Source organism: Hyalangium sp., from assembly GCF_035629615.1.
Taxonomy (GTDB): Bacteria; Myxococcota; Myxococcia; order Myxococcales; family Myxococcaceae; genus Hyalangium.
The window spans coordinates 1-19,208 of sequence record NZ_DASPHO010000034.1; the positions used below are offsets into that span (position 1 = coordinate 1).

The window sequence follows — 19,208 nt, forward strand, 5'->3', positions numbered from 1 at the left end:
CACTTCACACACCCAGTCCGGCGTGAGGGTGAGGAAGGGCGAGCTCGGATCGGGTGGCAGGTCCATGCGCTCACGCCGCCAGCCCGCAAGGTCCGGCACCATCACATCGCGGCCCAGGTGAAGCTCTGGCGCACGCAGGAAGCACCAGCGGCCATTGCCCCCGCGCCGCTGATCCAGCTGCTCTCCCAGCTCCACGCCGAGCATGAAGGCCGCGCGCGTCTGGGCAGCCAGCGGGCGAGGCGAGGCGACGAGCTCGTCTTCGACGATCTCTCCCACCCACCCCTTGGGTAGCGCGTTGAGTACCGAGTACGTCGCCTGATTGATGCGGATCTCCATCACCATTCCCTTCCCGTGCGGCGGCTGGACGGGAACGAATCATAAGGAGGGGTCTGACATCAGCCGGGCTGCCCAGGGAAGTGGACTACTTACCAATGCAGAAGCGCTGGAAGATGGCGTCCAGGAGCGCCTCGGAGACGTGCGTGCCGGACACCTCGCCGAGCGCCTCGAGCGCCAGGCCCACCTCGCCGGAGACGACCTCCAGAGTGGAGACACGGCTGGCCTCTTGAGCACGTGCGAGGGCCTCACAGGCGCGGCGCAGTGCGTCGGCATGGCGCTCGGAGACGAGTGCAACAGCGGAGGGCGTGCCCCCTCCCCATAGCCGTGAGAGGACGATGGTGCGCAGCGCCTCGACGCCTTGCCCAGTCAGGCCGCTGACGCGAAGCCCCTCCTCCTGCTGGGAGAGGAGCGAAGGGCGGGCCTCCACATCGCACTTGCCCGCCACGTGCAGCAAGGCCGCCGTGCCCGCCTCGCGTGTCCAGGCCTCGGCCTCGGCGGAAGAGACGCCTGGTGGCAGCACGAGCACGGCAAGGTCCGCGCCGGACAGAGCCTCGCGGGTGCGGGCGATGCCGAGCGCCTCCACGCGACCGGGCGCTTCCCGCAGCCCCGCGGTGTCGAGCAGCGTCAGGGCCAGCCCGTCCCACTCCACGCGGGCCTCCAGCACGTCGCGCGTGGTGCCGGGCTCTTCATCCACCAGGGCGCGGGCCTCACCCACCAGCCGGTTGAAGAGGGTGGACTTGCCCGCATTCACCGGCCCGTAGAGCACCACCCGAGCTCCCCGGCGCACCAGCCTGCCTCGCCCGGCCTCGGCCAGCAGCGCCTGCGCCTGCGTACGCAGCGTCGCCACCCGCGCCTCCGCCTCCGCCTCGGCGCCCTCGGCCTCGTCCGGGAAGTTGAGCACGCCCTCCAGGTCCGCGTGGAGCGCTCGCAGCGGCTCCTCCAAGCCCCGCACCCGCGTGGACAGGGCGCCAGCCAGCCCCGCCGCCGCGGCCCGCACCGCCGCCTCCGAGTCCGCGGCCACCAGATCCGCAACTGCCTCCGCGCGCGTCAGGTCCAGCCGGCCATTCAGGAAGGCGCGGCGGGTGAACTCTCCCGGGCGAGCGGGGCGCACGCGCTCGTCCTCCAGCACGCGCCCGAGCAGCAGCTGCAGCAGGCGCGGGCCACCGTGGGCCTGGAGCTCCACCACCTCTTCTCCGGTGAAGGAGTTCGGCGCACGGAAGTAGAGGAACAGCCCCTCATCAAGCGCCCGGCCCTCGGCGTCCACGAATTCGGCCAGGTACGCATGGCGGGGCGTGGGCTCGGCGGGAGCTCCGGGGGCCAGCCGGCGGCCCACCTCGAGCGCCGCGGGGCCGGACAACCGGAGGATTCCCACGGCGCCAGTGGCGGGCGCGGTGGCCAGAGCAGCGATGGTCGTGGCAGACACGGTCATGCATCTCTACTCCACACCCCGCCGCCCTCGCTCTGAGCCAGCAGCTACCGCGGGCCGGGAGCGGGGTTGGAGCCGCGGGCGGCCTTCTCGACGGCCTCGCGGTTCTCCTCGATGTACTTCTCCACCGCCCCGTCCTCCAGCTCGAGATCCCGGAGCACACCGGGGTACACGAAGCGGAAGGCCGGGGAGTCCTCATCCCCGCGCAGACGGAAGCTCATCTTCAGCACCGCCGCGCCGTACAGCTTGTCCTTGAGCGACTTCGCCTTGCCCATGTCCTCTCCTGAAGGCCGAGCGCAGGGAGCTCAGCCCTCGAAGTCGTCCTCGTCATCGTCCGGCACCAGGAGCCGCCGGGGCAGCGGCGCCGGCTTGTCTGGGGTGAACACCATCCGGCGGCACCGCCCCTCGCCCTCTCCCGCCACCACCACGCCCGCCACACCTTCCACTGCCTTCAAGACGCGCGCGCGGTCCTCGAGCTTCATCGCCGCGATGGCATAGAAGCGGCCGAGCGAGCCCGACTTCCCGGCCAGCTGGCGAGCGGCCTCCTTGAGCGCCACGTCCTCGGGAACCTCCATTGTACGCTCGTCGGCCTCGCCCCGCCGGGCCGATGGAGCCGCCGCAGGAGCAGGGGCAGACCTGGCCGCCTTGGCAGGTGCCGGCGCGGCAGGCGCTGGTGTGGGCACCTGGGCCTTGGGAGGAGGCGCCGGGCGTGGCGCAGCGGCCGCGTTCGAGGTGGGAGCAGGGGCGGGGGCAGGGGCCTGGGGCTCCTTGCGCGGCCGGGGCTCGGGGAAGACGCCAGCGCCCAGCAGCACCCACCGCCGCTCGGCACCGGGCCGGTGGAGCATCTTGTTGAGGAGGAACTGAAGTGAGTCCAGCACCTGGCTGCGCCGGGCGTTCTCCACCCCGGGAGGCGGGCCCGCCGCCTCGAAGTGGAGGGCCACTGCCAGGCTGCCATCCGAGGCGTCCCGGAACTCCAGCCGCGCCGGGTAGCCCATCAGCCCGAGGATGTCGGTGAGGAGCCGCTCCACGCGGGTGCGGGTGTCGCCGCCAGCGCCCGTGGCGGACTGTTGCTGCGGTAGGGCCTGCTCGGTCACTTGCGCTTGCCTCCCCCGGTCTCCGCCGGTGCTCCCCCACGCTTCAACTTCTTGTGGTCGAGCCACTTCCTCAACCCGTACTGCTGGCCGATGGACAGCAGGTTGTTGGTGAAGATGTAGAGCGACAGGCCCGCCGGGTACTGCAGCAGCGTGAGGGTGAAGATGATGGGCATCACCCAAATCATGATGCGCGCCTGGGCCGCATCCATCATCTGCGGCTGCATCTTCTGGGTGATGATCATCGACACGCCCAGCGCGAGGGGCAGCAGGTAGGTGGGGTCCTTGTACGTCAGGTCCCTCCACACCGGGCCGAAGAAGGGCTCCCAGTAGATGTCGAAGCTGTTGCGCAGCGCGGTGAAGAGGGCGATCCACACCGGCATCTGCACCAGCAGGGGTAGACAGCCGCCGAGCGGGTTCACCTTGGCCTGCTGGTACAGCTTCATCACCTCGACGTTCATCCGCTCGCGGTCATCCGCGTACTTCTTCTTGATCGCCTCCATCTGCGGCTGGAGCTCCTTCACCGCCTCCATGCCCACCATGGACTTATAGGTGAGCGGCAGCAGGACCATCTTCACCAGCACCGTGAGGAGGATGACGGCCACGCCCCAGTTGCCGGTGACGGCGTAGAACTTCTTCATGAAGAAGAGGAGCACGTTGCAGATGAGCTCCCAGATGCCGAAGTCCACCGTCTTCTCGACGGTGGGGTGCCACGCAGCCGCCGTCATCCCCGCGGCGCGCAGCACCTCCTGGCCGGGCACGGGCAGCAGCAGGTCCGGATCCTTGGGCCCCAGCCAGCCGCCAAAGCGCAGCGTCACCGTCTCGCCCGCGTTGACCGTGAGCGGGAAGCCCACCGTCACCTGACGCGCCGTCGGCGTGGCGCTGAGCACGCAGGATCCGACCCGAGGCCCCTCCAGCGGGTAGAGCACCGAGAGGAAGTACTGCTGATCAATGCCGAAGTAGTGGATCGGGCCCTTCGTGTCCTCTGGCGGCTTCTCGTCGGGCACCAGCTTGTGCAGATCTTCGCCCACATGGCAGGCCGCGCGGCTCTGGTTGCCCACCCCGCCGAAGAAGGACGGCGCGTGCTCGAAGTTCGGGTCAATGGCGCGGTTGTGGTGCAGCTGCAGCTCGCCGGTGAGCGACTCACCGGAGGTGTTCTTCACCTGGACGGTGTAGGCCAGCTCGAAGCCCTTGAGGGGCCACTGCAGCGTCTTGGTCACCTCCCACGCCCCACGGCGAGCGGTGAAGGCCACGCTGTCCTCGCCCGTCTCCACCACCGCCCAGCGCGTGCTGGCCGGCAGCGGCGCCGCGCCTTCGATGCTGAGGGACATCGGCAGCGGCTGGCCCGGGACGGGCCTCATCAGGTTCATCTGCGGCGGCGGCGGCAGCTCCCCGCCGAAGAGCAGCTTGAAGCCCTCGGCAATCGAGAGCTCCTGCTGCTCGCGCATCTTCGAGCCCTGGAGCTCGGCGGAGGTGAAGCCAGCACCCTCGCTGGAGAAGGCGTACACCGTCTCCGGGCGCCGCCGCTCCACCGTGCGCACGGGCAGCGCTGGCTCCTGCGCGGTACCTGGGGCGGCCACCTCTGGCGTGCCACCCGGAGGCGTCACGGGAGCCGCGGTCACCATACCCGCGTCCGCCGGGCCTGCCACCACGCCCCCGTCCACGGCGCCGGCCTCGGGCGGAGGCGGCGGCGGTGCGAAGAAGAGCATGTAGAGGGTGACGGCCCCGAACGACAGGCCCAGGGCCACCAGCAGCCGCTTCTGCGAGTCGTTCGAGTTCGGCGAGAAGGGATCGTCAGGAAGGTTCATAAGGTCCCCTCCCCCGAAGGAGAGGGCTGGACGGGGCGGCCGCCGGGCTCAGGGCACCGGATCGAGTCCGCCGGGGTGGAAGGGGTGGCACCGCAGCAGGCGCCGCACGGTGAGCCAGGCGCCCTTGAGGCCGCCGTGCTTCTCCAACGCCTGCAGCGCATACATGGAGCACGTGGGGTGGAAGCGGCACACCTTCGGCAGCAGCGGCCCGATGAACCGGCGGTAGAAGCGGACTGGCAGGGCGAGGAGGAAGGCGAGCGGACTCAGGGGGAAGCCCCTCCTGTCGCGGCTGGAGCCAGCCGCTGCAACTTGCGGGTAACACCGTCGAAGGCTCGCGACATTTCGGCGAAGGACACCTCCTTCGCCGACGAGCGCACCACCAGCACCACGTCCAGCCCGGCGGGCCATTGCCCGCGCCGCTTGCGGAACAGCTCGCGCAGCAGGCGCCGCAGGCGCACGCGCACCACGGCGTTGCCTACCTTGCTGGACACGGTGAGCCCCAGCCGGGTGTACGGCCGGCCGTTGCGCTTCACCAGGGCGAGCAGGCAGTCAGCGGAGAGCTTCTGCCCACCCTCCTGGACCTTGAGGAACTCGTGCCGGCGCAGCAGGCGCAGGGCCTTGGGGAAACCTTCTCCCGGGCGTTCTGGCCCCGCGTCCGCGGCCGTCACAAGGGGCCCTCGGCCTACTTCTTCGGCGCCGAAACCACCAGCCGCTTGCGGCCCTTGGCCCGGCGGCGCTTGAGAACCTCCCGCCCAGCGCGCGTGCTGTTGCGCTTGCGGAACCCGTGAGTGCGATTGCGCTTGACCTTCGATGGCTGATACGTGCGCTTGGCCTTGGCCATGGCTGAACTCCTGAAACACCGGCTGCGCCTGTGATCCGGCGCGGCCCTGGGAAAAGGCGGCGCTCGTAACCCGTTCTCCCACCCAAGTCAACGTTGGACGTCATTGCCGCCTGCTCGTCCGATCACCCTTCACCTCTTTTTGCGCCCTCACACTCTCAGTGAATAGAGGGCAGGCGCCCCCAAGACCTGGGGGGTCGGGCCTCCACCACCACAACCCTGTCGCGGCGGCATGCCCGTTGCCGATCAAAAACAGCGGAAGAAAGCGTCGGACTTCCGGCCCTTTGACTCAGGTGCTTGATCGTCCAGTGTGCGTTTGTTAGCACGGTCGGCCCTCGGCCCCGTGGCCCATTTTGCAATCCTGAGACACGCGTGAGCGCCCTCGCAGAAGCTCTAAGTACGCCGCCAAGTGCCGGAATTATCTGGGCCCGGACGCTGGATACCATCCGGCAGGAGGGGAAGACCTACGCGCTGACGTGGCTCGAGCGCATGCGAGCTCTGGATGTACGGGAGGGTGCGCTGATTCTGGGCGTTCCTGATCGCTTCTTCCGCGACTGGGTGGATGACCACTACCGGGCGCTGCTCGAGTCGACGCTGGCCCGGGTAGGCGACGGACTGGCCCGAGTGGCCTATGAGGTGGTGGAGGACCCCTCGGGGGCAGGGCACCTTCTGCCCACACCCACAGTCAAGGTGGACTCCGCCCGTCCGCCCCGTTTGAATGTCCGCTTCACGTTCGCCACATTCGTGGTGTCGGACAGCAACCAGCTGCCGGCGGCGGCGGCCTCCGCCGTCGCGGACAAGCCCGGCCACAACTACAACCCCCTCTATATCTACGGGGGCACGGGGCTGGGGAAGACGCACCTGCTGCATGCGGTGGGCAACCACATCTGGGAGAAGGACCCGTCGCAGCGGGTGGTGTACCTGTCCAGCGAGCAGTTCACCAACGAGTACGTGGAGAGCGTGCGTGAGCACCGCATGGCGGACTTCCGACGGAAGTTCCGCGAGGAGTGCGACGTGCTGCTCATCGACGACATCCAGTTCCTGGGCAAGCGCGAGGAGACGCAGAAGGAGTTCTTCTACACCTTCAACACGCTCTACGAGCTGAACAAGGCCATCGTCCTCACCAGCGACACGCTGCCCTCGGAGATTCCGGGGTTGGAGGAGCGGCTGCGCAGCCGGTTCACCATGGGGCTCATCACGGACATCCGCGAGCCGAACTACGAGACGCGGGTGGCCATCCTCCAGAAGAAGGCGGAGGCCGAGCGGCTGACGCTGCCGGACGATGTGGCGCACTTCATCGCCAAGCACATCCAGCGCAACGTGCGCGAGCTGGAGGGAGCGCTGGTGAAGCTGTCGGCGATCCACAGCCTGTCGCGGCAGCCGGTGACGGTGGAGTTCGCCGCCAGTGTGCTGAAGGACATCCTCCCGGCCAACCGCATCGTGGACGCGGAGTCGATCCAGCGCGAGGTGGCTCGGTACTACAAAGTCTCGGTGGAGGCGCTGAAAGAGGATCGGCGGCACAAGGCGCTGGCGCATGCCCGCCAGGTGGCCATGTACCTGTGCCGCAAGCTGACGAAGAGCTCGTTCCCGGAGATCGCCTCGCGCTTCAACAAGGACCACTCCACCGTCATCTCCGCCGTGCGCAAGGTGGAGGGCCTGCGGGAGTCGGATCCGACGGTGAAGCGCGAGCTGGATGAGCTCGAGGAGAAGCTGGGCGGGTGAGCCTGGGAGGCCCGCCTCTGCGGAGACGGGCCTCGGCGCGCAGGGCTGCCTGTCAGTGGGGCATCGGCTGGGTGGGCTCGGAGATGGCCTCCAGCGTCCGGCCCGTCTCATGCTCGCCCATCGCCTGGGAGATGTCACCCAGCGACAGGATGCCCACCAGCTTCTTGTCCCGACTCACCACCAGGATGCGGCGGATCTGCTCCTCGCGCATCCGCTGCGCCGCCAGCTCTATGCCCTCGTCGGAGTAGATGAACTCCACCTCCTCCGTCATCACCTTCGAGACGCGTGTGCTGTTCGGGTCCATCCCCTGGGAGACGGCGCGCACCACGATGTCCCGGTCCGTGATGATGCCCTTCAGCTTCTCCCCATCACACACCGGCATCGGACCCACGTTGAGCGTCCGCATCCTCTCCGCCACGTCCTTCAGCGTGTCCTCGGGGCTCACCACCTCCACGTCCCGAGTCATCACGTCCTCGACGCGCCGGCCCGACACCTTGCCCCGGGTGTTCATCCGGCTCGGCGTCGAGCCCGTGTCCTCCGGCTCCCAGAGCGTGCGCAGCTCGCGCGGGAGCTGGCCCAGCACGTCCATGGCCTCGCCCTCGGTGATGTGCTCACGCACCGTCGACAGCACCGCGTGGGTGATTCGCTCCGCGGCTTTCATGTCCACGCCCAGGTCCTCGGCCACCATGCCGAGGAACTCGGTCCGTCCGAACTTCCGGTACGGCCTGCCCTGGTGATTGGGGCAGCGCTCCAGCAGCGCTACCACCTTCCTGGGCAGCTGCGCCTCCATGTGCCGCGCCTCGTCGCTCATCAACCGCTGCTCCAGCACGCACAGCACCGACTGGATCGCCTGCTCCGCGAGCTTCCGGTCCAACCCTCTCGCCTCCAGGTCCCTCAGGAAGAAGGCAAAGGTCTGCGCGGCCCGTGACTCGCTCCGTTGCGCTCGAATCCCGGGGGTCGAGCCTCGACGCTCTTCAACCGGCTCCTGCCCGGCGCCCTGGATGTTCTCTTCTCGCTCAGTCGCCATGATCATCCTCCTGCTAGTCGCCCTCCTCTGAGCGTGGCCACCGCCACACCCGGAGGCACGCGAGCAAGGGCCTCACTCCCGTCCGGTGCCCGGGGCACCAGCCCAGAGGACGAGCCCGCAGCCGGATTCCGCACGTCAGCCGAGGGAGGAGGAAGCTGGAGCCCCGGGAGGCCCCCCGGGACAGCGGACGGCACTCGTAACCCTGCCTGTCCGGACACCTTCCTTCCGAACCCGCCCTACGGCAGTGAGACTGGCCCCACGTCCGTCACGATGATGGTGTTGGTACGCGCGTCCACGCTGGCCGTCCCGCGCGGAGAGAGCTGCGCCTTCACCTGCGGCAGCAGCTCCGAAGCATTCGCGTAGTTCACCGGAATGAGGAACGTCCGCAGCGGGGCCACCTCCTCGCGCGCCTTCTTCAGCTGGGTGCGGGCCGCGGCCTCCTCGGCCAGCTGCTTCACCGGCGCGACGCGCAGCACGTTGCCCCGCAGCTCCTGGCCCAGCCCGTTTGAAGCGAGCACCGTGTCGAGCGCCTGCCTCCACGGCACGTTGCGCAGCTTCAGCGTCACCTTGCCCTTCACGTCGTCAGACACCACCACGTTCAGCCCGCCCTTCTCCGCCAGCAGCCGCAGCACGTCGTGGATGTCCGCACGCACCACATCCAGGGTGATGCGCTTGGACTCATCCCGAGGCGCATCCGCCAGGGACGGCATGCACAGCAGCACCACCGCGGCGAGAGCAGCTCGAACCAGGCTCATGGGCTCCTCCAATTCCTGATGAATTCCGGACGTCCATTCAGGATATCGCCCGCTTCAGCGCGCTGGGTGGAACGCCTTGGAACCCCTTGGATTCAGCAGGAAACCACCTTGGAGGCATTCGTGCGCCAATCTCCTACTCTCGGGTGCTGTGGCCGATTTTGGGATCGCCGGGTCCTCCTGATGAATAGCAGTCAGCCACGGGTGACCCTCCTTCAGGCATCGACTCCCGACAGCGGTGCCTGGAACTTCCCGTGGTCCTTCGGCAGCCGTGATGCTCCTTCAGCCCCCGGGGAGCATCACGGCTGCTGGTCTTTTCAGGCCAGGCACGCGGGCGCTCACTCTCCCACCGAGAAGGAGAACATCCCGCGCACCCGAGGCCACAGCAGCATGCCCCACATCACCATCGAGACCAGCCCCAGCACGATGCCACCCACGGCCTCTGCCTTGCGTCCGATGGGGGGAATGGCCTCCGGATCCACTCGCCGCAGCCCGAGAATGCCGCAGAGGATGGCCAGCGGGGAGAGCATCGGCAGGAGGAACGCGCCGAGGCCCAGGCTCAGCGCCCTGCGCGCAATGGGGTTGTTCTCCCGCAGGTGCCACAGCCGCTCGAGGCGCTTACGAGAGACGGGGCGCCGGAAGAAGAGCTGGTTGCGTGTGTCGGCGTAGACGATGAGGCCGCTGAAGGCGATGACGGTGAGAAAGACGGCGAACCCTTGGAGCTCTTGCAGCGAGCACACCAGGGCGAAGCCCAGCGGTACGCCGACCAACGCCTCGCGCGCCCACCTCAGGCCCATGAAGAAGCAGACGCCTGTCCCCGCGCCGGCCAGGAAGGTCAGCACGACCAGCGCGGGTGCGCGCGTCCACGTTCCGGTGAAGGCCGCCACACCGAAGGCGAGGCCGACCCCCAGGACCATCCAGGTCGAGCCGTCCCTGCGTCCCCACAGTTTGAGGCGGAACTGCTCCAGGTAGTTGATCTCCGGGCGGGCCGCGCACGTGGCGCACCAGGCCTTGCCGGCGATCGACCGCACGCAGCCGGCACAGAAGAAGGTTCCGCAGCGGGCGCAGGTGCCGCTCGCCTCTTCCTCTGGGTGCGTGGCGCACCGGGCAGACAGGGGCCCGAGGGGAGTTTCGGAATGGAACACGCGCTCCAGTGTCTCACGATTCCTTCCCCACCCGGGCGCTGTCGCATGCTAAGCGCAGGGCCCTGCTCAAGGAGGCTCAAGCCGCGCATGAAAGCCCTCGTCGCCGCTGTCATCCTCGCGCTCGGTCTGCCAGCGCTCGCCCAGGAGGCGAAGCCGCTGGAGCCTGGCCGCGAGTCGCTCGCCATTCCCTACGAGAAGTACAAGCTCAAGAACGGCCTGGAGGTGATCCTCTCCGTGGATCGCAAGCTGCCCATCGTGGCAGTGAACCTCTGGTACCACGTGGGCGCCTACCACGAGACGGCAGGCCGCACCGGCTTCGCGCACCTCTTCGAGCACATGATGTTCCAGGGCTCGAAGAACGTGCCGGATGACGTGCACATCTCCATGCTCGAGCAGCTGGGCGCCACGGACCTCAACGGCACCACCAACTTCGACCGGACCAACTACTTCGAGACGGTGCCCAGCAACCACCTGGAGACCGCGCTCTGGCTGGAGAGCGATCGGATGGGCTTCCTGCTCGACAAGCTCACCGAGGAGAAGCTGGAGACGCAGAAGGAGGTGGTCAAGAACGAGCGCCGCCAGGGCACCGAGGCCGCCCCCTACGGCATGGCCCGCGAGAAGATGTGGCACACGCTCTTCCCGCTGCCTCACCCGTACCACGGGGATGTCATCGGCTCCATGGTGGACCTGGACGCCGCCACCGTGGAGGATGTGAAGAACTTCTTCCGCACGTGGTACGCGCCCTCCAACGCCACGCTGACCATCGTGGGGGACTTCGACCCGGCGAAGACGAAGGCCCTGGTGGAGAAGTACTTCGGCAGCCTGCCGGTGGCTCCCAAGCCGCAGAAGCCCCAGGTGGCGCCGGTGAAGCTCACCGGGGAGACCGTCATCCGCCATGACGAGACGGTGGCCACGCTGCCCATGCTCACGCTGGCCTGGCACAGCCCGGAGTACCTCACCGAGGGTGACGCCACCGCGGACATGCTCGCCACGGTGCTGGCCACCGGCAAGGCCAGCCGCCTCTACCGCCGCCTGGTGCTGGAGAAGCAGATCGCCCAGAGCGTGGATGCCAGCCAGCAGAGCATCGGCGCCCAGTCCGTCTTCACCATCGAGGTGGTGGCGCGGCCCGGTGTCTCCACCGACACGCTGAAGAAGGAGGTGGATGCCGTGCTGGAGGAGGTCCGCAAGAACGGCGTCACCGCCGAGGAGCTCAACCGGGCCCGCACCCGCTATGACACGCGGATGCTGTCCGGGCTGGAGTCCGTGGGCGGCTTCGGCGGCAAGGCGGACGTGCTGCAGAGCTACAACCAGTTCGTCGGCGAGCCGAGCTACCTGGCGCAGGATCTGGCGCGCTACCAGGCCGTGTCGCAGGAGGACGTGAAGCGCTACGCCAACGAGCAGCTGCGCCTGGACGCGCGCGTCGTGCTGCACGCCGTGCCGGCACCCCAGGCCCCCGCCGCCCCGAAGGAGAACAAGTGATGCGCCGCCTCTTCCTCGCTCTCTCCCTCCTCGCGCTGGCCTCGTGCGTCACCACTCCCCAGCCCGAGCCGACGCCCGAGCCCGCACCCGCGGCCCCGGCCGAGCCGCCCAAGGCGGAGGATCCCCAGGCCTTCCGCACGAAGATGCCAACCCCGGGCAAGTCCCCGGACCTGGTGCTGCCGACCTTCGAGCAGACGAAGCTCGACAACGGCCTCACCGTGGTGACGAACACGCGCCGGGAGCTCCCGCTCGTCTTCGTGGGCCTGGCCTTCGCCAACGGCACCTCGCAGGATCCCGCGGCGCAGGGCGGCCTGGCGGACCTCACCTACAAGATGTTGCTGGAGGGCGCGGGTGGAAAGGACACCATCGCCCTGGACAACGCCTTCGCGGATCTGGGCGTGTCCCCCTCGATGAGGGTGGAGCCGGATGGGGCCATCGTCGGGGTGCGCGTGCTGGCGCGCAACGCGGACAAGGCGCTCGCGCTGCTGGCGGACGTGGCGCGCAGGCCCACCTTCGCGCAGAAGGACTTCGACCGGCGCAAGAAGCAGCAGCTGGCGGACCTCGTGCGGCGGCTGGGCACGCCCTGGTTCCTGGCGCAGCAGGCGTACCTGGAGGCCGTGTTCACCTCGGCTCACCCGTACGGGCACCCGGGGTCGGGCGTGCCCGCCTCGGTGGAGAAGCTCACGCTGCAGGACGTGAAGCGCTTCTACCAGAAGAACGTGGGCCCCAAGGCCACGGCGCTCGTGGTGGTGGGAGACGTCACGAAGCAGCAGGCCGAGGACTGGGCGAAGAAGTACCTCGGGGACTGGAAGGGAGAGGCCGTGCTGCCGTCGGCGCCTCCTGCCCCGGCCTCGCCGCCGCGCGACTCGCTGCGCGTGGTCCACAAGCCCGGCCTGGAGCAGACCTTCATCATGGTGGGCCGCCCCGGCATCGCCGTGGGCCACCCGGACGAGTACGCGCTGGATCTGGCCATCACGGTGTTCGGTGGCTTCTTCGGCAGCCGGCTGAACATGAACCTGCGCGAGGCCAAAGGCTATACCTACGGGGCCGGTGCCAGCTCCGATGCGCGGCTGGGCGTGGGGCCGATCACCGTCTACTCCTCGGTGCGTGCCAATGTCACGGGCCCCGCGCTCGCCGAGTTCGTGCGCGAGCTCACGGACATCAAGGCCCGGCCCATCGCCTCCAAGGAGCTGGAGGCCGCCCGCGAGGGGCTCATCCGCTCGTACCCCGGCATCTTCGAGACGGTGGAGTGGGTGGGCATCAACGCCGCCACGCTCTTCCTCAAGCGCCGGCCCATGGATGAGTTCGCCCGGCAGGTGGAGGGGCTGGAGAAGGCCACGCCGGCCGAGGTGCAGCGCGTGGCGGAGACGTACCTGAACCCGGCAGCGATGCAGATCATCCTCGTCGGGGATCCGGACGTCATCCAGCAGCAGGTGGTCCCGCTCAACCTGGGCAAGCTTGCGCCGATGGATGTGGCGGGAGCGGGGAAACCGGCTCCGGGCAAGGCCGGGAAGTAGCACCTGGCGAAGGAGTCGTTCAGGCGCCGGAGTCCTCTTGGGCTCCGGCGCTCTGCATTTCAGCCCGGTGCCTCTCCGGGCGGCCTGGCTCTAGTCCTCCTCGGACTCCCCGCGGCCACGCCGCTCCCGCTCGAGCTCGTCCGCCTCGTCGATAGGGCTGCGAATGTCCGGCACGTTGCCACCCACCGGGCCGTCGCTGTCAAAGGCGAACTTCAGCTCGCGGGTGTCGTGCTTGGACTCATCGGCATAGAGCGGCTTGGTGTCATCGGCCTCGAGTCCACGCTCGACACGGTCCTTGGCGAACGCGGGCTTCTTGGAGGCCTCCTTGCCGCCCTTGAGAGGGTCATCCTTCCGGCTGCTCATGGTGGGGCTCCTCGTTGCGCGCACGGAGGACCCGCGCGCCTCGAAGCTCAATCTCAGGGTGCCCCCACCCCGCACCAAGCTTCCCGGCCCGGAGGGCTCCCCAGCCCGTTCGTCCACCGGGCGAGCGTGACAGCCTGACCCTGGCTCGTCCGCTGGGAATCAGCCGCCGCTGAGGGCCGGGGGCTCGACCACCACTTGAACGTCGATGTGGCTGTGCTCGGCCTCCCACTGGAGCCACAGCTTGGGCGAGCCTCCTGCCTGGCCCTGAGTCACCCGGAGGGAGATCCAGTTGCGCTCTCGCAGGTACAGGTCTCCTCCCACCGGGAGCAGCTCCGTGCGCAAGTGCCCGGGCAGATCCTCCGGTACGTCATTGGCCAGCGCGCGCATGCCCATCAGCTCGAGCACCGAGGGCGGCGGATGGACGATCCCCGAGGAGGTCACCTGCTCCAGGTGGACCTCGGCATGGCCTGGGTGCAGGTGCCGCACGTTGCGCGAGCGGATCAACGCCCTCGAGCCCACATGCGCATCTCCGGACAGCACCGTCACCGCGCAGCGTGAGTCCTTCGCGAGCTCGAAGAGGTTCATCATCAGCCGCGTCCGCTCGCCGCGGTGGATGACCGACTCCCACTGGTCCAGCAGATCATCCCTCTTGTCGACCAGCGCGGCGCCGGCCTCCACGCCGGGCCGGAAGCGCATGTAGACGATGGGGATGGAGGAGACCAGCAGCACGTGCCGGGGCCTGTTCCGCTGGGCGCCGCGCGCCGCGTGCTCCTTGCGCCAGGCGTCGAAGGCCCGCCACTGGTCGTCCGACAGGATGGTGTGATCGAGCTTGCCATTGGGGAGCCCTCGGCTCGTCCGGCCGCTGCGCAGGTCCAGCAGCACCACGTCCAGATCACACGCCTCGCCCGAGAAGGTGAGCGCCTGGAAGTAGTGCGCTGTCCCCGGCTCGCGCCGGGCCTTCACATCGCCGCGCAAGGCTCCCAGTTGGAAGGCCTCGAAGACGAGGGCGGCGGCGCCATAGACCGCCCGCAACGTGGGGGACTCCTGCAGCTCTTCCAGCGAACCCCAGCCATCCATGATGTCGTGGTCATCCCAGGTGAAGACGCCTGGGACGCGCGCCAGCAGGGGGCCAATGCCGTGCTCGCTCCAGCGCTCCCGATACACGTGCACATAGTCGCGCAGCAGCTCGGCCTCCAGCCCGTCTGGGATGGAGCTGCGCTGGCGCTGCTCCCGTGACAGCTTCTGGAAGCGGACCAGTGTGGGGTTCGTGTACCAGAGGCTGTCGGTGTAGAGCTGATCTCCTCCGCCGACGAGGACGTGGAAGCCCGCATCCTGCTCCTGCTGGCGCCGCATCTCCTCCCAGAGGGCGAAGGGCCGATCGAGCGCCGCCCAGCCCTTGCCCTCACTCAGGCCGTTGCAGGAGAAGAAGGCGCAGCGCGGCAGGGCGCCCCGCGCTGGCACGAGCACGTCCTTCACGTCATCCATCCGCCACTCCACCGCGGGGGTGGCGGCGTCGAAGCGGTAGCTGACCCGCTGCTCCACCTCCAGACGTGGCAGCCGGACGGCCCACTTCCAAGAGACACAGGCGGAGGACTCCTCCAGCCCGGAGAAGTCCGCGGCCACGGTGGGGCCGGACACGGTGCCCACCTCCTGTCCGGTGGCGTCGCGGAAGGCCAGCCGCAGGGGTGGCGGCTTCGCCGTGTCCTGGCCGGACAGCAACAGGTTCACCGAGAAGCTCCAGAGCTCCGGATCGTTCTGGTTCTCGGCGTACAGGAGGGGGCCCAGGAACAGCCTCATGCGTTTCCACCTCGGCGTGGGGGCACGGCGTGGGAGCACGGCGCTGATCACAGCGTGGAGAGCTCCACCTGCATCATCGCCTCTGGCGTGGGGTGTCCGCCAGATGGGGGGCACGCACCGGCGCTCCGCGCGAACTCATCAGGTCGTTCTACGCGTGCAGGCGGGAACCTACAGTTCCGCCAGCAAACTCCACTCGTTCCAGGAGAAGGCCATGTGCGTTTGGCGAGCCCTGCTTACCTGCGGGGTGATGCTGGTCCCCGCAGGGTGCGTCCACACTTCCACGGTCACACCCGATGAACCCACCGTGCGCACCAAAGGAGGTGACAGCGCGACGGCCCGCATCCCTGTGCTCATTGCCAAGGGCCAGCTCACAGAGGCGGAGGAGCTGCTTCTGCACGCCATTGCCGCAGGCCTGCTCTCCCAGGAAGCCGCCACTCGACTGCAGGAGGCCATCCGCCAGCGCCAGCAACAGCAGTCCCAGCAGACCGGCCCTGAACGCTTCCCGCCTGTTGACCCGTGGGTGGATCCGGAGGACCCTTCTGGCGAGCGGCGTGCGTGCGACACGGAACTGCCTGAGTACCCGGTGTGTCAGGATCTGCCCAAGGACTACACCTACCACAGCCACCAACAAGCCCTGGACTCGCTGAAGCAGCGGTTGGGTGCAAAAGACCTGGCTTTGCATAGGCCGGACGATACGCAGTCAGGCCCCTGTCCAGGTCTCGGGAAGCACTACAATGTGCGCAGGGATGGCGAGCGCATCGGCTCCATTGTTTGCTGCCCGTGCTGTGTCGATGCGGATCCCAAACCCATCATGTGGACCAAGTGTCGCATTGTCTGGTAGGGCGCCTGCGCCACATGAGCAAGCCGCTACCTTACGAGCAGGAGATCCAATCACTGCGGCTGGCGGCCGAGCGCGGCGACGTGAATGGCTGCTGGGATGCCACCCAGAAGCTGCTGCGGTGGCTGCCAGCACAGCGGGCCCTGCGGCTGGTGCGCGACTTCCTTGCCCGCCGCCTCCTTGTCTTCGAGCGCCATCAGCCCGGAGTGCTTTGGCCCCGCGAGTTCATCGAGTCCGTGACCGGCACGAGCGCGGCTCTTGACGGTAAGACCTGGCCCAAGGCGGAAGACGACTTTCCTGGTCCTGGTGCTAACAGCTTTATCAATGCAGTGGAGGCACTGTGGAAAGCAAGTGTCCCGACGGAGGACGTGCGTCGCAGTGAACTGCTGGCGGATGCTCTTGAGCGTGCGGTCAGCGCGGAGCGGCTCGAGTACTGGGGTGCGCTGCACCCCGACAAATGGGCCCGCTGGTATCAGCTCGCAGTGTCCGGCAGCGATGACATGAGCCAGTACCACACACTGCTTGCTATCAAGCGAGACCCAGGGACCGCGAGCGTTGAGCGCGCGGCCTGGCTGGAGGCGGCCCAGCAGTTGGAAGAGGCGTTGGGCGGTTCCGCGCGCGAGCCCCACTGAAGGTAGACGGCACTCTTGCCGAGCGCCTCACGCCTCCGTCGCGTCGAAGCTGCGCGGGCGCAGCAAACGCAGCGAGAGCACCAGCGCCAGGAAGAACACAGCGGAGGACACGGTGATGAAGCGCACGCCCACCCGGTCCGCCAGCGCGCCCTGCAGCCACACCCCCAGCGCGTACCCGCCGTTGAGCACCATGCCGTAGAGGCTGCTGATGCGTGCCCGCAGCTCCACGGGCGCCCGTGTCTGGCAGACCGTGTGGATGCCCGTGAGGCACGTCATGTAGCTGGCGCCCAGGAAGAAGATGCCCACCGCGGCCAGCACCAGCGACGGCGCCAGCCAGTACAGCGCGGCCACTGGCCCCAGGGCGAGCATCACCCCCTCCAGCACACGCTTGCGCCCGAAGGCGTCAACCACCACGCCCGCCGCCACCGCCGCCATCACCGCCCCCGCACCCTGCGAGGTGACGAGCAGCGAGGTGGCGGAGGCGCCCTGGCCGAAGACCCGGATGGCAAACACCGGCACCAGGCCAATAAAGGGCGCCACCAGCACGGCGATGATGAGCGTGCTCACCAGCATCAGCCGGATGCCCGCGTCCTGGCGCGCCACCTCCACACCGCGGGCGATGTCCGCCCACAACACCTTCCACAGGCCCTTGATGGCGAACGAGCTGGGGCTGTGGGCCCCGCGCAGCCTCGACAGCGCGGCCAGCACCGCCACGAAGGACAGCATGTTGATGAGCAGCGCCCAGGCAATGCCACCCGCGGCCAGCACCACCGTGGCGAGCAGCGGGCCGATGACGCGCCCCAGGTTGAACTGGGCGGAGCTCAGGCTGAGCGCGCTGTGCAGATCCTCCGGCGGGACGAGCTCGGCGAGCAGCGCGTTGAAGGCCGGGCCCATGAGCTGGCTGATGCTGCCGTTGAGGAAGGCGGCGACGGCCACCAGCGGAACGCTCAGGTTGTCGGTGAAGGCCAGCACCGTGAGCACGCCGGCCAGCAGCATCTGCCCCACCGCCCCCGCCGCCAGGTACATCCGCCGGTCGAAGCGGTCCGCCAGCGCTCCGCCCAGCGGCGACAACGCCAGCCCGGGCAGGTACGAGAGCGCCGCCACACCGCCCGTCCACTCGGCGCGGCCCGTCACCTGGGTGACGTACACGCCCAGCGCCAGCGTCTCCATCCACGTGCCGATGTTCGACACCAGCGATCCGGTCCAGACCGGAAGGTAGCCGGGGTGTTCGAAGGCTCGGAACGAGGAGAAACGCGGAAGGCGAAGAGCGGGCACGGCGATAATCTTTCTAACCCAAGCCTCGGACCCGCGCTCGGTGTGCTTCGGTCCCACTCTTTGGGCCCCAATGACTCAGGGCATGTCTCGCTGCGAGGACGCGGACGGAGGGCCGCGAGGGGAGATGACACCGTCCTCGGAGATCTGCGCTCCGCTCCGTGGGAAGTCCTGGGCCGTGAGCTTGCGCACCAGGGCGGTGACGCCGCCCTGCGGATCCGGCGCGGGAATGCCCTCGCCGTGCTGCTTCGTGGGGAGGATGCGGCCGGAGAGGAAGCGGCCCCGGCCATCGAGCTCCACCTCCAGCACCATGCCCAGTCCCTGGAGACCGCTCACGACGAAGCGCCCGTAGGTGGCGAAGTTGCCCATCGAGTAGGCGATGAGCCGGCCCTTGTAGAACTCCATGGCCCGCGCCACGTGCGGCCCGTGGCCCATCACGAGGTGCGCCCCCGCATCCACCATGGCGTGCGTGAAGGCGCGGAGATCTCCTCGGTCCTCGCTCATGAACTTCTCCTTGCCGTGCGGGACACGCAGCGCCTTGGGGCCCTCGGCACCACCGTGGAAGGAGACGAGGACGAGATCATGCGTGGCCGCCACCGAGCGCACCAGCGCCTTGGCAGTGGGCTGGTTGTTGAGGTGGTTGCACGCGGGCGAGGTGTGGAAGGCCACCAGGCCGATGCGAAGCCCGTTGCGCTCGATGGTGGCCACGCTGCCCGGTGGCCCGCTCCAGGCAATGCCGAGCGTGTCCAGCGTGGCCTCCGTCTGCCGCCGGCACTCCTCTCCGTAGTCCCCCGAGTGGTTGTTCGCCGTGGAGGCCATGTCCACGCCCGCGTCCTTGAGCGCCTGGCCGTACGACGTGGGCGAGCGGAACGCGTAGCAGCTATTCGGAGAGCGGCACTTCGTCGTCACACCGCCGTCGCACAGCGGGCCCTCGAGGTTCACGAAGGTGACGTCCGCGTCCTCCAGGAGCGGGCGCACGGCGGCGAGGACTCCCTCCGGGCCCTCGGGAGGCAAGTAGCCCTCGGGCTCTGTGGTGCCGAGCATCACGTCCCCCACGGCGCGGATGCGCACCTTGGCTCCCTCGGGTGGGGCAGGGCGCTGCGAGGGATCGGGGGGCTTCGCGAGCCGCTCCTGGAGCGCGGCCTGCGCCCGGGCCTGCGTGAGA

At 68.7% G+C, this 19,208-nt stretch carries 20 protein-coding genes; 5 read left to right on the forward strand and 15 right to left on the reverse strand.

Translation table 11 applies throughout. The features are described 5' to 3' along the window. The 8 genes from VD972_RS01480 to rpmH form a co-directional block, all read right to left on the reverse strand. The coding region (locus VD972_RS01480) for a Uma2 family endonuclease (RefSeq protein WP_414653963.1) at nt 1–336 on the reverse strand (336 nt) is incomplete at its 3' end. 85 nt (nt 337–421) lie between these two features. Beyond that, the gene (gene mnmE / locus VD972_RS01485) at nt 422–1,765 is read right to left on the reverse strand and encodes a tRNA uridine-5-carboxymethylaminomethyl(34) synthesis GTPase MnmE (RefSeq protein WP_324979605.1); all 1,344 of its coding nucleotides are present in this window, start codon (nt 1,763–1,765) and stop codon (nt 422–424) included. A gap of 44 nt (nt 1,766–1,809) precedes the next feature. Continuing rightward, entirely contained in the window at nt 1,810–2,037 is a 228-nt protein-coding gene (locus tag VD972_RS01490) for a hypothetical protein (protein WP_324979607.1), read from the reverse strand. Between the two features lie 30 nt (nt 2,038–2,067). Further along, entirely contained in the window at nt 2,068–2,856 is a 789-nt protein-coding gene (locus VD972_RS01495) for a hypothetical protein (protein WP_324979610.1), read from the reverse strand. Further along, complete coding sequence (yidC, locus tag VD972_RS01500; protein ID WP_324979613.1) at nt 2,853–4,661, reverse strand: membrane protein insertase YidC; 1,809 nt, start codon at nt 4,659–4,661, stop codon at nt 2,853–2,855. The genes VD972_RS01495 and yidC overlap by 4 nt, the downstream gene beginning before the upstream one ends. A gap of 48 nt (nt 4,662–4,709) precedes the next feature. Further along, entirely contained in the window at nt 4,710–4,928 is a 219-nt protein-coding gene (gene yidD / locus VD972_RS01505) for a membrane protein insertion efficiency factor YidD (RefSeq protein ID WP_324979657.1), read from the reverse strand. Next, the gene (gene rnpA / locus VD972_RS01510; protein ID WP_324979616.1) at nt 4,925–5,329 is read right to left on the reverse strand and encodes a ribonuclease P protein component; all 405 of its coding nucleotides are present in this window, start codon (nt 5,327–5,329) and stop codon (nt 4,925–4,927) included. The genes yidD and rnpA overlap by 4 nt, the downstream gene beginning before the upstream one ends. A gap of 14 nt (nt 5,330–5,343) precedes the next feature. Beyond that, entirely contained in the window at nt 5,344–5,502 is a 159-nt protein-coding gene (gene rpmH, locus VD972_RS01515; RefSeq protein WP_044189417.1) for a 50S ribosomal protein L34, read from the reverse strand. A 369-nt stretch (nt 5,503–5,871) separates the two neighbouring features. Between rpmH and dnaA the strand changes: the two genes are divergently transcribed. Then, the gene (dnaA, locus tag VD972_RS01520; RefSeq protein WP_324979624.1) at nt 5,872–7,221 is read left to right on the forward strand and encodes a chromosomal replication initiator protein DnaA; all 1,350 of its coding nucleotides are present in this window, start codon (nt 5,872–5,874) and stop codon (nt 7,219–7,221) included. A gap of 52 nt (nt 7,222–7,273) precedes the next feature. Here the strand turns inward: dnaA and VD972_RS01525 are convergent, their stop codons facing one another. The 3 genes from VD972_RS01525 to VD972_RS01535 all read right to left on the reverse strand — a co-directional run bounded on the left by VD972_RS01525 (nt 7,274) and on the right by VD972_RS01535 (nt 10,031). Beyond that, the gene (locus VD972_RS01525) at nt 7,274–8,248 is read right to left on the reverse strand and encodes a DUF2267 domain-containing protein (protein WP_324979626.1); all 975 of its coding nucleotides are present in this window, start codon (nt 8,246–8,248) and stop codon (nt 7,274–7,276) included. A gap of 236 nt (nt 8,249–8,484) precedes the next feature. Continuing rightward, the gene (locus VD972_RS01530) at nt 8,485–9,003 is read right to left on the reverse strand and encodes a secretin and TonB N-terminal domain-containing protein (RefSeq protein ID WP_324979629.1); all 519 of its coding nucleotides are present in this window, start codon (nt 9,001–9,003) and stop codon (nt 8,485–8,487) included. A 335-nt stretch (nt 9,004–9,338) separates the two neighbouring features. Then, nucleotides 9,339–10,031 (reverse strand): hypothetical protein, encoded by a 693-nt coding sequence (locus VD972_RS01535; RefSeq protein ID WP_324979632.1) that lies wholly within the window; start codon nt 10,029–10,031, stop codon nt 9,339–9,341. Nucleotides 10,032–10,232: 201 nt separating this feature from the next. Between VD972_RS01535 and VD972_RS01540 the strand changes: the two genes are divergently transcribed. Beyond that, complete coding sequence (locus tag VD972_RS01540; RefSeq protein WP_324979634.1) at nt 10,233–11,624, forward strand: pitrilysin family protein; 1,392 nt, start codon at nt 10,233–10,235, stop codon at nt 11,622–11,624. Next, a complete protein-coding gene (locus VD972_RS01545) occupies nt 11,624–13,141 on the forward strand; it encodes a pitrilysin family protein (RefSeq protein ID WP_324979638.1) in 1,518 nt (505 codons plus the stop codon). The genes VD972_RS01540 and VD972_RS01545 overlap by 1 nt, the downstream gene beginning before the upstream one ends. A 90-nt stretch (nt 13,142–13,231) precedes the next feature. On the opposite strand, the gene VD972_RS01550 is transcribed toward VD972_RS01545, so the two are convergent. Then, nucleotides 13,232–13,504, reverse strand: coding sequence for a hypothetical protein (locus tag VD972_RS01550; protein WP_324979642.1), 273 nt, complete (start codon nt 13,502–13,504; stop codon nt 13,232–13,234). 159 nt (nt 13,505–13,663) lie between these two features. Beyond that, nucleotides 13,664–15,301, reverse strand: a complete 1,638-nt coding sequence (locus tag VD972_RS01555) for an alkaline phosphatase D family protein (RefSeq protein WP_324979646.1) — start codon at nt 15,299–15,301, stop codon at nt 13,664–13,666. 304 nt (nt 15,302–15,605) lie between these two features. On the opposite strand from VD972_RS01555, the gene VD972_RS01560 reads away from it, so the two are divergent. Next, nucleotides 15,606–16,142, forward strand: coding sequence for a hypothetical protein (locus tag VD972_RS01560; protein ID WP_324979647.1), 537 nt, complete (start codon nt 15,606–15,608; stop codon nt 16,140–16,142). Nucleotides 16,143–16,156: 14 nt separating this feature from the next. Next, nucleotides 16,157–16,771, forward strand: coding sequence for a hypothetical protein (locus VD972_RS01565; RefSeq protein ID WP_324979648.1), 615 nt, complete (start codon nt 16,157–16,159; stop codon nt 16,769–16,771). Nucleotides 16,772–16,798: 27 nt separating this feature from the next. On the opposite strand, the gene VD972_RS01570 is transcribed toward VD972_RS01565, so the two are convergent. Both VD972_RS01570 and VD972_RS01575 read right to left on the reverse strand, forming a co-directional pair. Further along, nucleotides 16,799–18,046: an MFS transporter gene (locus VD972_RS01570; RefSeq protein WP_324979649.1), complete on the reverse strand. Its 1,248-nt coding sequence runs from the start codon at nt 18,044–18,046 to the stop codon at nt 16,799–16,801. A gap of 75 nt (nt 18,047–18,121) precedes the next feature. Beyond that, nucleotides 18,122–19,208 (reverse strand): CapA family protein (locus VD972_RS01575; protein ID WP_324979653.1); only part of this gene is annotated, 1,087 nt, incomplete at its 5' end.

What these genes read in the sequence shown, in the direction of transcription:
- mnmE (WP_324979605.1), bottom strand. Translation starts at nt 1,765, where the DNA reads ATGACCGTGTCTGCCACGACCATCGCTGCTCTGGCCACCGCGCCCGCC.
- VD972_RS01490 (WP_324979607.1), bottom strand. Translation starts at nt 2,037, where the DNA reads ATGGGCAAGGCGAAGTCGCTCAAGGACAAGCTGTACGGCGCGGCGGTG.
- yidC (WP_324979613.1), bottom strand. Translation starts at nt 4,661, where the DNA reads ATGAACCTTCCTGACGATCCCTTCTCGCCGAACTCGAACGACTCGCAG.
- rpmH (WP_044189417.1), bottom strand. Translation starts at nt 5,502, where the DNA reads ATGGCCAAGGCCAAGCGCACGTATCAGCCATCGAAGGTCAAGCGCAAT.
- VD972_RS01525 (WP_324979626.1), bottom strand. Translation starts at nt 8,248, where the DNA reads ATGGCGACTGAGCGAGAAGAGAACATCCAGGGCGCCGGGCAGGAGCCG.
- VD972_RS01530 (WP_324979629.1), bottom strand. Translation starts at nt 9,003, where the DNA reads ATGAGCCTGGTTCGAGCTGCTCTCGCCGCGGTGGTGCTGCTGTGCATG.
- VD972_RS01540 (WP_324979634.1), top strand. Translation starts at nt 10,233, where the DNA reads ATGAAAGCCCTCGTCGCCGCTGTCATCCTCGCGCTCGGTCTGCCAGCG.
- VD972_RS01545 (WP_324979638.1), top strand. Translation starts at nt 11,624, where the DNA reads ATGCGCCGCCTCTTCCTCGCTCTCTCCCTCCTCGCGCTGGCCTCGTGC.
- VD972_RS01550 (WP_324979642.1), bottom strand. Translation starts at nt 13,504, where the DNA reads ATGAGCAGCCGGAAGGATGACCCTCTCAAGGGCGGCAAGGAGGCCTCC.
- VD972_RS01555 (WP_324979646.1), bottom strand. Translation starts at nt 15,301, where the DNA reads ATGAGGCTGTTCCTGGGCCCCCTCCTGTACGCCGAGAACCAGAACGAT.
- VD972_RS01565 (WP_324979648.1), top strand. Translation starts at nt 16,157, where the DNA reads ATGAGCAAGCCGCTACCTTACGAGCAGGAGATCCAATCACTGCGGCTG.